This is a genomic window from Caulobacter segnis, from assembly GCF_019931575.1.
Taxonomy (GTDB): domain Bacteria; phylum Pseudomonadota; class Alphaproteobacteria; order Caulobacterales; family Caulobacteraceae; genus Caulobacter; species Caulobacter segnis_C.
In genome coordinates this window covers 351959-363908 of the sequence record NZ_CP082923.1, presented here as the reverse complement: position 1 = coordinate 363908, position 11950 = coordinate 351959, and the positions used below count along the sequence as shown (strand labels likewise).

Annotated in this window: 10 protein-coding genes; 4 read left to right on the top strand and 6 right to left on the bottom strand. The window is 69.2% G+C overall.

Features of this window, described 5'->3' with window-relative positions; translation table 11 throughout:
• Positions 1-44: 44 nt before the first annotated feature.
• Positions 45-1325 carry a phosphoribosylamine--glycine ligase gene (purD, locus tag K8940_RS01680; RefSeq protein ID WP_223392821.1) on the bottom strand — a complete coding sequence of 427 codons (1281 nt, stop codon included), beginning with the start codon at positions 1323-1325 and terminating at the stop codon, positions 45-47.
• Positions 1326-1440: 115 nt separating this feature from the next.
• On the opposite strand from purD, the gene K8940_RS01675 reads away from it, so the two are divergent.
• The 3 genes from K8940_RS01675 (at position 1441) to K8940_RS01665 (ending at position 4752) form a co-directional block, all read left to right on the top strand.
• Positions 1441-2118, top strand: coding sequence for a hypothetical protein (locus K8940_RS01675; RefSeq protein ID WP_411675573.1), 678 nt, complete (start codon positions 1441-1443; stop codon positions 2116-2118).
• Positions 2115-2936, top strand: coding sequence for a LytTR family DNA-binding domain-containing protein (locus K8940_RS01670; RefSeq protein ID WP_223395735.1), 822 nt, complete (start codon positions 2115-2117; stop codon positions 2934-2936). The genes K8940_RS01675 and K8940_RS01670 overlap by 4 nt, the downstream gene beginning before the upstream one ends.
• A gap of 154 nt (positions 2937-3090) precedes the next feature.
• Positions 3091-4752, top strand: coding sequence for an ATP-binding protein (locus tag K8940_RS01665; RefSeq protein ID WP_223392820.1), 1662 nt, complete (start codon positions 3091-3093; stop codon positions 4750-4752).
• Here K8940_RS01665 and phoB read toward each other — a convergent pair.
• Genes phoB through pstC form a run of 5 tightly spaced genes read right to left on the bottom strand, consistent with a single transcriptional unit; the run spans position 4725 to position 9777 of the window.
• Positions 4725-5417, bottom strand: a complete 693-nt coding sequence (gene phoB / locus K8940_RS01660; protein WP_223392819.1) for a phosphate regulon transcriptional regulator PhoB — start codon at positions 5415-5417, stop codon at positions 4725-4727. The genes K8940_RS01665 and phoB overlap by 28 nt on opposite strands.
• Before the next feature lie 18 nt (positions 5418-5435).
• Positions 5436-6128, bottom strand: coding sequence for a phosphate signaling complex protein PhoU (phoU, locus tag K8940_RS01655; protein ID WP_223392818.1), 693 nt, complete (start codon positions 6126-6128; stop codon positions 5436-5438).
• 23 nt (positions 6129-6151) lie between these two features.
• Complete coding sequence (pstB, locus tag K8940_RS01650; protein ID WP_223392817.1) at positions 6152-6994, bottom strand: phosphate ABC transporter ATP-binding protein PstB; 843 nt, start codon at positions 6992-6994, stop codon at positions 6152-6154.
• 58 nt (positions 6995-7052) lie between these two features.
• Complete coding sequence (gene pstA, locus K8940_RS01645) at positions 7053-8351, bottom strand: phosphate ABC transporter permease PstA (RefSeq protein ID WP_223392816.1); 1299 nt, start codon at positions 8349-8351, stop codon at positions 7053-7055.
• Positions 8344-9777: a phosphate ABC transporter permease subunit PstC gene (pstC, locus tag K8940_RS01640; protein WP_223392815.1), complete on the bottom strand. Its 1434-nt coding sequence runs from the start codon at positions 9775-9777 to the stop codon at positions 8344-8346. Before pstC ends, pstA begins: the two co-directional genes overlap by 8 nt.
• A gap of 399 nt (positions 9778-10176) precedes the next feature.
• On the opposite strand from pstC, the gene K8940_RS01635 reads away from it, so the two are divergent.
• Positions 10177-11940 carry a PAS domain-containing methyl-accepting chemotaxis protein gene (locus K8940_RS01635; protein WP_223392814.1) on the top strand — a complete coding sequence of 588 codons (1764 nt, stop codon included), beginning with the start codon at positions 10177-10179 and terminating at the stop codon, positions 11938-11940.
• Positions 11941-11950 lie beyond the last annotated feature (10 nt).

The following is an 11950-nucleotide window of genomic DNA, read 5'->3' as shown; positions in this document are numbered from 1 at the left end:
AGCGCTTAGGCAAGCTCTTGATCCTTCCCCAGCGGAGGAGGATCTCACCCCTTCAGCGCCCGCCAGCCGATGTCGGTGCGATAGAAGCCGCCTTCCAGGCTGATCGTCCCCAGCGCGGCGTAGGCCACGTCACGGGCCTCGTGCAGGGTCGCGCCCAGGGCGCAGACGTTCAGCACCCGCCCACCCGAGGCGACAAGACGCCCCTGGAACTCGCGGGTCGTACCGGCGTGGAAGACCACCGCCTCGTCGCCGAAGTCGGCGTCGGCGCCCTGGATCCGGCCGCCGGTCTTGGGCGCGTCGGGATAGCCCTCGGCGGCCAGGACCACGCAGATCGCCGCCTCGTCGCGCCACTTCGGCGGCGCGGCCGAGGCCAGTTCGCCCTTGGCGGCCGCCAGCAGGATCGGGACGAGGTCACTTTCCAGGCGCAGCATCAGGGTCTGGCACTCGGGGTCGCCGAAGCGGGCGTTGTACTCGACCAGCTTTGGCCCCGTGGGGGTCAGCATCAGACCGGCATAGAGCACGCCGACATACGGGTTGCCCTCGGCGGCCATGCCCTCGACGGTCGGGACGATCAGCTCGCGCCAGGCCTGGTCGATCAGGGCGTCGGTCAGGACGGGCGGCGGCGAATAGGTGCCCATGCCGCCGGTGTTGGGACCCTTGTCGCCGTCATAGGCGCGCTTGTGGTCCTGGGCCGCGCCGAACAGCACCGCCGTCTTGCCGTCGGAGATCGCGAACAGCGAGGCCTCCTCGCCGTGCATGAACTCCTCGATCACCACGCGGGCGCCGGCCGAGCCGAAGCGGCCGCCCAGCATGTCCAGCACCGCCGCGTCGGCCTCGGCCCGGGTCGCGGCGATGACCACGCCCTTGCCCGCCGCCAGGCCGTCGGCCTTGATCACGAACGGCGCGTCCAGCGTGTCGAGGAAGGCGCTCGCGGCGGCCGCGTTCTCGAACACCCCATAGGCCGCCGTCGGCAGGCCGTGGCGCTGGCAGAAGTCCTTGGTGAAGGCCTTCGACGTTTCCAGCTGGGCGGCGCGCTGGCTGCCGCCAAAGCAGGGGACGCCCGCCTCGGCCAGCTTGTCGGCCAGGCCCACTTCCAGCGCCGATTCCGGGCCGACCACGACGAGGTCCGCGCCGATCTCCTGGGCCAGGGCCACCAGGCCGTCGGCGTCGGTCGCCTTGACGGCGCGCAGCTCGGCGACGGCCGCAATGCCGGGATTGCCCGGGGCGGCGACGAGGCGGCCGCACAGCGGCGACTGGGCGATCTTCCAGGCCAGGGCGTGCTCGCGCCCGCCGGACCCGACGAGGAGGATGGTCAGCTTTTCCATGAGCGCGGGGTGTGACGCGCGGGCGCCGCCGGGTCAAGCCATGCTCTCGCCCCCACCCGCCGTCATCCGCCCCATCGCGCTGGCCAGACCCGCCCGACCGGGACACCTGGCGGCCATGGACAAGCTCTTCTTCTCCCCCGCTTTGGCCCTGCACATCGGCTGCGGCTTTATCCTGGTCGCCGTCGGCTTGGCTCCGATCCTCAGCCGCAAGGGCTCGCGCCTGCACCGTACGTCGGGCCGCGTCTTCGTCGGGCTGATGAGCGTGCTGCTGGCCGCCGCCTGGGTGATGACGGCGCTGCATTTCAACGCCTATTTCGCGGCCCTGTCGGCGACGGCGACCATGACCGTCTTCTCCGGCGCGCGGGTGCTGAAGCGCAAGCGTCCGGACCTGGATCCTCGCCAGCGGGCCACGGCGCTGGACTGGGTCGTCACCCTGGGCGTGCTGACGATCGGCGCCTGGGTGCTGGTCCTGGTGGTCCAGGGCCGGACCGGGAACAAGGCCGCCGTCAGCGCCGCCCTCGTCTATGCCTGTTTCACCTACGGCGCCTGGGACCTCTGGCGATTTATCCGCCCCACCGCCTGGCCGTTCTCGCCGAACCTCTGGACCTACGAGCACCTTGTGAAGATGCTGAGCGCTTACGGCGCGGTGATCAGCGCCTTCTCGGGCAACTTCCTGACCTTCCTGCCGACGCCATGGAGCCAGCTCTGGCCGACCCTGCTGTTCCAACCGATGGCCGTGATCTGGATCGCGGTGCTGGCGGCGCGCCGGCGACACGCCTGGTCACCCGCCTGAGGACCGCGCCGACCTCCGCCTGGGTCTGGGCGTTCACGGCCTATAGCTGGCTGATGACCACGGTCAGCGCCGCCTGGTTCGCCCGACGGTTCGCGACCCAGCGCGGGATCGTCCTGGACGTTCCGACCTCGCTGCTGTGGCAGGGCGCCATCTACGCCGCCTGGCTGCCGGCGGCGGGCCTGGTCTGGTGGGTCCTGCGCTGGTTCGGGGCCGGCGCGCGCGGTCTGGCCGCCAGCCTCGTCGCTGGCCTCATGGCCGTCCCGCTGGAGGCCCTGGCCTCCTCGCTGATCGACCAGGCCTTCATCGGCGGGACCGACCTGGCCGGTCGGGTGCTGGGACGGGTTCCGGTCTGCATCCTGCTCTACACCGCCATCGTCGCCGTGGGCCTGGCCGCCGCCCATCACCGCAAGGCCGCCGAGGCGCGCGCCCGCAACGCCCTGCTGGAAGCGGCCTTGGCGCAGGCTCGCGCCGTGGCCGCCCCATCCGAACCCGAACGGCTGATGGTGATGACCGGCGCGCGCCGCGTCCCGGTCGAGACCTCGGCGGTCGAGTGGTTCGGCGCCGCCGACAACTATGTCGTCGTCCACTGGGGCGACAGTCGCGAGGGCCTGCTGCGCGCCACGTTGCAAAGCCTGGAGGCGCGCCTCGACCCCCGCCTGTTCGCTCGCGCCCACCGCTCGGCCCTGATCAACCTGGCCCATGTGCGCGAGGCCCAGCCGCTGTCGGACGGCTCGTGGCGGCTGACCCTGGCCAGCGGGGCCGAGGTGGTGACCAGCCGCACCTACCGCGAAGAGGTGCTCAAGCGGCTGGGACGCTAGTCCGCGCGCGGTGCGTCCTATCGTCTCGTCCGGGGGAAATTGATCCAGGTCAAGCTTGTCAGCTCCACCGCTCGACGGCTCTATGCCATATTGAGTTCGCGCGTCCATTCAACGCCTTAGGGTCGGATGCGCGGGAGGGGAGCGAACGCCGCGCATGGCTTCAGACGAACACGCCCCGCCGGGTCGCGATCCGGCGGTCGCCGCCGACGCCTCGCATCCGACGAAGGCCCTGCACTCGCGCGCCTTCCTCGACGCGGTGGTCGAGAGCGTGCCGGCGATGCTGGTGGTCAAGAACGGCAAGGACGGCCGCTTCGTGCTGGTCAACCGCGCCGGCGAGGCGCTGCTGGGCGTGCCGCGCGAGGCCCTGATCGGCCGCAACGACGCTGACTTCTTTCCCGCCGACCAGGCCGCCGCCTTCGCCGAGATGGACCGTAAGGTGCTGGACAGCGACCGGGTCTGGGTCATCGACGAGGAACCGCTGAAGACCCCGCACAACGGCGACCGCTGGCTGCAGACCAAGAAGATCGCCATTCCCGGCGAGGGCGACGAGAAGCTGCTGCTGATCATCAGCGAGGACATCACCGAGCGGAAGGCCTCGGCGGCGGCGCTGGAGGCGGCCCTGCAGAGCGCCCAGGCCGCCAGCATCGCCAAGACCGAGTTCCTGGCCAATATGAGCCACGAGATCCGCACCCCGCTGAACGGCGTGCTGGGCATGGCCCAGGTGCTGGCCCAGACCGAGCTGACCGCCCGCCAGCGCGAGATGATGGACGTGATCCTCGGTTCGGGCCGGGTGCTGAACGCCCTGCTGAGCGACATCCTGGACCTGGCCAAGGTCGAGGCCGGCGAGGTCGGGCTGGAGACCGCGCCCTTCAACCTGCGCGGCGGCCTGATCGCGGCGGCGGCCACCTTCGAGGGGCTGGCCCACCAGAAGGGCCTGACCTTCTCGCTCGACTTCGCGCCCGACTTCCAGGACCGGGTCACCGGCGACGCCCTGAAGCTGGGTCAGATCGTCAACAACCTGATCAGCAACGCGGTGAAGTTCACCAGCGAGGGCGCCGTCGCGGTCCGGGCCGCCACGCGCCCCGTCGATGGCGGCGCGATCGCGCTGTCGGTCGAGGTCCAGGACAGCGGCGAGGGCTTCACCCCCGAGGTCCAGGCCAGCCTGTTCGAGCGCTTCGTCCAGGGCGACGGCTCGATCACCCGCCGGTTCGGCGGCTCGGGCCTGGGGCTGAACATCGCCCTGCGCTTCGCCAAGCTGATGGACGGCGACATCACCTGCGAGTCGACGCCGGGCCAGGGCGCGACCTTCCGCTTCACGGCCCGCCTGGCGCCCGCCCTGAGCGAGGCTCCTGCGCCCGTCCGTCGCGCCGCGCCCGCGCCGTCGGCCGAGCGGCTGCGCGTCCTGCTGGCCGAGGATCACCCGACCAACCAGCGCGTCGTCGAGCTGATGCTGGGCGAGACCGCCGACCTGGTGGTGGCCGAGAACGGCGCCGCCGCGCTGGAAGCCTTCGGCAGCCAGCCCTTCGATGTGGTGCTGATGGACACCCAGATGCCGGTGATGGACGGGTTGACGGCGATCCGCGCCATCCGGACCCGCGAGCAGGCCGCGGGCGGCGGCCGCATCCCGATCATCTCGCTGACCGCCAACGCCATGCCGCATCAGGTCGAGGCGTGCCTGGAGGCCGGCGCCGACCTTCACCTGGCCAAGCCGATCACCGTCACGGCGCTGTTCGAGAGCATCGCCGCGGCCGCCGACCTCGCCGCCCAGGCGGGCGAGGCCGGGGAATCTCAGGCCGCGTCCAGGTCCAGCGAGTAGCCGGCCGAGCGGACCGTGCGGATGGGGTCGCCGTCCGAGCTGCCGTTCAGCGCCTTGCGCAGGCGGCCGATATGGACGTCGACCGTGCGGGCCTCGACATAGACGTCCGAGCCCCAGACGGCGTCCAGCAGCTGTTCGCGGCTGAACACCCGGCCCGGGTGCTGCATCAGATAGTCCAGCAGGCGGAACTCGGTCGGACCCAGGTGGATCTCCTTGCCGTCGCGCTTCACGCGATGGGCGACCCGATCGATGATGATGTCGCCGACCGTGATGCGGTCGTCGGCCAGGCCCGGGCGGATGCGGCGCAGCACCGCGCGGACGCGGGCGGTCAGCTCGACCATCGAGAACGGCTTCACGACATAGTCGTCGGCGCCGGTGTCCAGGCCGCGGATCCGATCCGTTTCCTCGCCGCGCGCCGTCAGCATGATGATCGGCACGTTGCGGGTCTCGGCCCGGCCGCGCAGGCGGCGGCAGACCTCGATGCCCGAGACCTTGGGCAGCATCCAGTCGAGGATAACCAGGTCCGGGGCCCGCTCGTTGGCCATGATCAGGGCTTCCTCGCCGTCGCCGGCCACGCCGACGCGGTAGCCTTCCTTGTCGAGGTTGTAGTGCAGCAGGGTGGCCAGGGCGTCTTCGTCTTCGACCACCAGAACGTAGGGAGTCACTTCTGATCGCCTCCTGGCTTACTGCGAAACCACGTCCAGCTTCGGACGCTGCGACACCAGCTCTTCACCGGTCAGCTCGAAGTGGATGATTTCCGCGATGTTGGTGGCGTGGTCGCCGATGCGTTCCAGGTTCTTGGCCACGAACAGCAGATGAGCGCAGGCGTTGATCGTGCGCGGGTCGCCCATCATGTAGGTCAGCAGCTCGCGGAAGATCGAGTTGTAGTGCTCGTCGACCTCCTCGTCGCGGCTCCACACGCCGATGGCGCGCTGCAGGTCCGAGGTGGTGTAGGCGTCCAGGACGTCCTTCAGGCGGCTCTGCACCAGCTTGCCCATGCGCTCGATCGACCGGGTCAGGGCGGTCATCGGATCGGCCTCGGTCAGGATCAGCGCGCGCTTGCCGATGTTCTTGGCCATGTCGCCGCAGCGTTCCAGGCTCATCGAGATCTTCAGGGCGGCGACGGCGTGGCGCAGGTCCACGGCCATCGGCTGGCGCAGGGCGATCAGGCGGAAGGCCTTGCGCTCGATCTCACCCTGCAGGGCGTCCAGGCGCTCGTCACCGGCCACCACGGCCTGGGCGAGCGGGCCGTCGCGGCGAGCGATGGCGGCGATGCAGTCGGCGACCTGGCTCTCGGCGATGCCGCCCATGCGGGTGACTTCGGCCGTGAGGTGGGCCAGCTCTTCGCCGTACGACTTGACGGTATGTTCGGTCATCTTACGTGTCTCTTCCCGCCAGATCAGCCGAAGCGGCCGGTGATGTAGTCCTGGGTGCGGCTGTCGCGAGGATTGGTGAACATCTCCTCGGTCGGACCGCTCTCGACCAGCTTGCCCAGGTGGAAGAAGGCCGTGCGCTGCGAGACGCGGGCGGCCTGGGCCATCGAGTGGGTGACAATGACGATGCAGAACTGGGTCCGCAGCTCGTCGATCAGCTCCTCGATCTTGGCCGTGGCGATCGGGTCCAGGGCCGAGCAGGGCTCGTCCATCAGGATCACTTCCGGCGACACGGCGATGGCGCGGGCGATCACCAGACGCTGCTGCTGGCCGCCCGACAAGCCGGTGCCAGGTTGATGCAGGCGGTCGGCGACCTCGTTCCAGAGGCCGGCCTTCTTCAGGCTGCTCTCGACGATGGCTTCCAGCTCGTCCTTGCGCGAGGCCAGGCCGTGGATGCGCGGGCCGTAGGCGACGTTCTCGAAGATGGTCTTCGGGAAGGGGTTCGGCTTCTGGAACACCATGCCGACGCGCGAACGCAGGACCACAGGGTCGACGCTCTTCAGATTGACGTCATTGCCGTCGATCTCGATCGAACCCTCGACGCGGGCCGAGGGGATCGTGTCGTTCATGCGGTTGATGCAGCGCAGGAAGGTCGACTTGCCGCAGCCCGATGGGCCGATGAAGGCGGTCACCGACTTGGCGGGGATGTCCAGGTTGACGTCGAACAGCGCCTGCTTCTCGCCGTAGAACACCTTGACGTCGCGCGCCTTGATCTTGGCCTCGCCGACCGCGGCGGTGGCGTTGGCGTGCGGGACGGTGGTGTGGATCACCGGCGTGTGGGCGGTGTCGTCGGGGCTTTGGACGGTCATGGCGTGTCCCTTGAGAAGGGGCGAAGCGAGAGGGTTCAGGATCGGGGTCATGTGAAACCTACCAGCGGCGTTCGAAGCGGCGACGCAGGATCACGGCCGCGGCGTTCATGACGATCATGAAGACGAGAAGGACGATGATGGCCGCGGCGGTGCGCTCGTGGAAGGCGCGTTCGGACGCGTTCTCCCAGATGAACACCTGGACCGGCAGGACGGTCGCGGCGCCGGTGAAGCCTTCCGGCACGCCGGGCACGAACGAGACCATGCCGATCATCAGCAGCGGGGCGGTCTCGCCCAGGGCGTGGGCCAGCGACAGGATGGCGCCGGTCATCACACCGGGCATGGCCAGCGGCAGCACGTGGTGGAAGACCGTCTGGGTCTTGGACGCGCCGACGCCCAGGGCGGCCTCGCGGATCGACGGCGGCACGGCCTTCAGGGCCGAGCGAGTGGCGATGATCACGGTCGGCAGGGCCATCAGGGCCAGCACCAGGCCGCCGACTAGCGGCGAGGACCGGGGCACGTTCAGCCAGTTGATGAACAGCGCCAGGCCCAGCAGGCCGTAGACGATCGACGGCACGGCCGCGAGGTTGTTGATGTTCACCTCGATGATATCGGTCCAGCGGTTCTTGGGGGCGAACTCCTCGAGGTAGGTCGCCGCCAGCACCCCGACCGGCACCGCGATCAGGGCCGTGATGATCAGCATCATGGCCGAGCCGACCACCGCGCCCAGCACGCCGGCCTGCTCGGGCTCGGTCGAGTCGGAGTTGGTGAAGAAGGCGAAGTTGAAGCCCGACTTGATCACGCCGGCCTTTTCCAGCTGGTCCAGCCAGGCCAGCTGCTGGTTGTCCAGCTTGCGATCGCCCTCGGCCGTCGTGCGCTTGATCTCGCCCTTGAAGTAGAGGTCGGCGTCGGCCTTCAGCGGGCCCGAGAGGGTGATCGTCTGGCCGATCAGCTTCGGATCGGCCTTCAGCTTGTTCAGGATCTGGAAGCCGAAGTCGCGCGACACTAGGTCCTGGACCTTGGTCGAGACCGTGCCCAGGTCGTCGTCCTGCACGCCCAGCTTCTTCATCACCGCCTCGGCGACGATATAGTCGTAGTTGACGCCGCTGAGGTCGGACGTGTCGATGCGGTCCGGGTTCAGATAGACCGGCACGCTCAGGGTGTGGGTCTCGAACGTCGTGTAGCCCTGGGCCACGATGCGGCCGACCAGGACGACCAGGAAGATCAGGGCCACGATGATCGCGGCCAGGCCCTGGGCCTTGAACATCCGTTCGGCGGCGTGACGCTTCTTCAGCCGGGCTTCCATGGCTGTCGAGGCGGCGGAGCGCGGGGCGGCCGCGCCGAGGGTCGCGTCAGTCATATTGTTCCCGGTACTTCTGGACGATGCGCAGGGCGACGATGTTCAGGGTCAGGGTCACCACGAACAGGGTGAGGCCCAGGCCGAAGGCCGACAGGGTCTTGGGGCTGTCGAACTCCTGGTCGCCGGTGAGCAGCGTGACGATCTGGACGGTGACCGTGGTCACGGTGTCGAGCGGGTTGACGGTCATCTTGGCCTGCAGGCCGGCGGCCATGGTGACGATCATGGTCTCGCCGACGGCGCGGGACACGGCCAGCAGCATGGCGGCCATGATGCCCGGCAGGGCGGCCGGCAGGACGACCTTCTTGACCGTCTCGGACTTGGTGGCGCCCATGGCGTAGCTGCCGTCGCGCAGGCTTTGCGGCACGGCGTTGATGATGTCGTCCGACAGCGACGAGACGAACGGGATCAGCATGATCCCCATCACCACCCCGGCCACCAGGGCCATCTGGTTCTGGACTTCCATCAGGTACTGGGCGATCGGGCCCGGCGGCAGGGCCGCGCCGATGGCGTTGAAGCCGGCCCGGAACAGCGGGCCCACGGTCAGGGCGGCGAAGAAGCCGTAGACCACGGTCGGCACGCCGGCCAGGATCTCGAGCAGCGGCTTGACCACGCCGCGCACGGTGCGGCTGGCGTATTCCGAGAGATAGATCGCCGAGTACAGGCCGACGGGCGCGGCCACCAGCATGGCAATCAACATGATCAGGAAGGTGCCGGCGAACAGCGGCACGGCCCCGAAGGCGCCCGCCGAGGCGACCTGGTCGGCGCGCATGGCGATCTGCGGGCTCCACTCGGTGCCGAACAGGAACGACAGCGGGTTGACGCTCTGGAAGAAGCGCCAGCTTTCCCAGACCAGCGAGAGCACGATGCCCAGGGTGGTCAGCACGGCCGCGACCGAGCAGCCGATCAGCAGGACGCCGACCCAGCCTTCGACCCGGTTGCGGGCGCGGAATTCGGTGGAGATGCGCGGGAAGGCCAGCAGGAAGCCGGCCAGGGCCAGCACGCCGGCGCCGGTCAGCATGCCGATGTTCAGCACCGTCTCGATGCGCTTGGCCTCGGCCACCTTGGCGTCCAGGGCGACCTTCAGCTCGCCTTCGTAGGCCACCTCGGACGGCGCCTGCTTGGCGGCGATCGCGTGGGCGTCGCTGTAGAAGACGGCCTGGCGGTCCGGCTCCAGCGCCTGGACGGCGGCGGGGCGGGTGGACTGCAGCATCGCGTCCTCGACGCGGCCGCCGAAGGCTGCGCCCAGCAGCAACAGCAGCGCGGCCGGCACGCCAGCCCACAGGGCCGCGTAGGTCCCGTAGTAGTCCGGCAGGGAGTGGAGGACGCGGGCGCGGCCTCCGGTGGCGGCCACGGCGCGACGGCGGCCGGCCGCGAAGGCCACGCCGGAGAACAGCGCCAGGACAAGGAGCGAGAGCCAGGTCAGCATGCGTGAGGCTAATCTTGCGCGAGTTGTCGAAGGCCTCGCAGGATCGCGGGCCTTCCCCCGGCCCGATCTATGCCGGCCCGGCGCTGTGCTTATGCGACAGTTGCATGACAGTTTGACGACAGTGGCCGGCCCACCTTCCGATCGCGGACGGATACGTGTCGCATAACCGTGTTGGGCGATATGCCGCACCGCTTGGCGAGCGTGACGCAACCCAAATCGGGGCGGGGAATTTCGACGCTATTTCAAGGCGCTATGCCGGGCATAACGATCGCGAACGATAATATCGTCCAAAATCGACCAACCTGCGTCTTCATGCGCCGTGTCGTGTTCAGAACTTGTTGACCAGCTTCGCCGCCAGTGTGGGCCATCCCGCGCTCTCAAGGACAGAAGACGACCATCATGTTCAAGCGTTCCCAAGCCCATGCGGTCGAGACCCTCGCCGCGCTGGACCGCTCCCTGGCGACGATCGAGTTCGATCTCAGCGGCAAGATCCTCTCGGCCAACGCCAACTTCTGCGCCGCCATGGGTTACGCGCTGGACGAGATCGTCGGCCAGCACCACAGCCTGTTCGTCGAGCCGACCTACGCGGCCAGCCCCGAATACGCGGCCTTCTGGCAGAAGCTGGGTCGCGGCGAGTTCGACGCCCGCGAATATCTGCGCATGGGCAAGGGCGGCGTCGAGGTCTGGATCCAGGCGTCCTACAATCCCATCCGTGATGGCCGCGGCCGCGTCTCGCGCATCGTCAAGATCGCCACGGTGATCACCGAGGAGAAGCGCCAGAGCGCCGAGGAACGCGGCAAGATGGAAGCCATCGGCCGCGCCCAGGCGGTGATCGAGTTCACGCCGGACGGCCAGATCATCACCGCCAACGACAACTTCCTGGGCGTGCTGGGCTATTCGCTCAACGAGATCCAGGGCAAGCACCACCGGATGTTCGTCGACCCGGCGGAAGCCGGCTCGCCCGAATATGTCGAGTTCTGGCGCAAGCTGAACGCCGGCGAGTTCGTGGCCGCCGAGTTCAGGCGCGTGGGCAAGGGCGGCAAGGAGGTCTGGATCCAGGCGTCCTACAACCCGATCTTCGATCACATGCGCCGCATCACCAAGGTGGTGAAGTTCGCCACCGTGGTCACCGGCCGCGTCCACGCGGTCAAAGAGATCGCCACCGGCCTGGAGCACCTGGCCAAGAACGACCTGACCTATCGCATCGCGAACGAGGTCGATCCGCAGTTCAGCAAGGTCCGCAACGACTTCAACACCGCCATGTCGGTTCTGGACGACGCCATGGGCGTGGTCGCCCACGCCACCCTGAGCGTCGGCGCCGGCGCCCAGCAGATCTCGACCGCTTCCGAGGACCTGGCGCAGCGCACCGAGCAGCAGGCCGCCAACCTGGAGAAGACCGCCGCGGCGCTGGACGAGATCACCGCCACGGTCAGCCGCAGCGCCGACGGGGCCAAGCAGGCCTCGCAGGCCGCGACCGCCGCCCGCGCCGACGCCGCCCGTTCGGGCGAGATCGTCGGCGACGCGGTGGCCGCCATGGGCGAGATCGAGAAGTCCTCCGGCCAGATCACCAGCATCATCGGCGTCATCGACGAGATCGCCTTCCAGACCAACCTGCTGGCCCTGAACGCCGGGGTCGAGGCCGCGCGGGCGGGTGAGGCGGGTCGCGGCTTCGCGGTCGTCGCCCAGGAAGTCCGGGCCCTGGCCCAGCGCTCGGCCGAGGCGGCCAAGGAGATCAAGACCCTGATCGCCAGCAGCACGGCCCAGGTCGCGCGCGGCGTGCGGCTGGTGGGCGACACGGGCGAGGCCCTGTCGACGATCGTCGACAAGGTCAGCGAGATCGACGGCCTGATCTCCGAGATCGCCGAGTCCTCGCGCGAACAGGCCGTCGGCCTCTCGGAAGTGAACACCGCCGTCAACCGGATGGACGAGGTCACCCAGAGCAACGCGGCCATGGTCGAGGAGGCCAATGCCGCCTCCGCCAGCCTGAAGCAGGAATCCGCCGAGTTGACCGCCATGGTCGGCCGCTTCTCGACCAGCGCCTCGGCCAGGCGCGCGCCCTCGCCGGTCGCCAGCCGCCCCGCTCCCCGTCCCGCCCGCGCGCCGATGCACCGACCGGGCTCGGCCGCCGTGGCGGTGAAGCACGACGAGTGGACCGAGTTCTAGATCTGGAGCG

What these genes read in the sequence shown, in the direction of transcription:
- purD (WP_223392821.1), bottom strand. Translation starts at nt 1,325, where the DNA reads ATGGAAAAGCTGACCATCCTCCTCGTCGGGTCCGGCGGGCGCGAGCAC.
- K8940_RS01675 (WP_411675573.1), top strand. Translation starts at nt 1,441, where the DNA reads ATGGACAAGCTCTTCTTCTCCCCCGCTTTGGCCCTGCACATCGGCTGC.
- K8940_RS01665 (WP_223392820.1), top strand. Translation starts at nt 3,091, where the DNA reads ATGGCTTCAGACGAACACGCCCCGCCGGGTCGCGATCCGGCGGTCGCC.
- phoU (WP_223392818.1), bottom strand. Translation starts at nt 6,128, where the DNA reads ATGACCGAACATACCGTCAAGTCGTACGGCGAAGAGCTGGCCCACCTC.
- pstB (WP_223392817.1), bottom strand. Translation starts at nt 6,994, where the DNA reads ATGACCGTCCAAAGCCCCGACGACACCGCCCACACGCCGGTGATCCAC.
- pstA (WP_223392816.1), bottom strand. Translation starts at nt 8,351, where the DNA reads ATGACTGACGCGACCCTCGGCGCGGCCGCCCCGCGCTCCGCCGCCTCG.
- pstC (WP_223392815.1), bottom strand. Translation starts at nt 9,777, where the DNA reads ATGCTGACCTGGCTCTCGCTCCTTGTCCTGGCGCTGTTCTCCGGCGTG.
- K8940_RS01635 (WP_223392814.1), top strand. Translation starts at nt 10,177, where the DNA reads ATGTTCAAGCGTTCCCAAGCCCATGCGGTCGAGACCCTCGCCGCGCTG.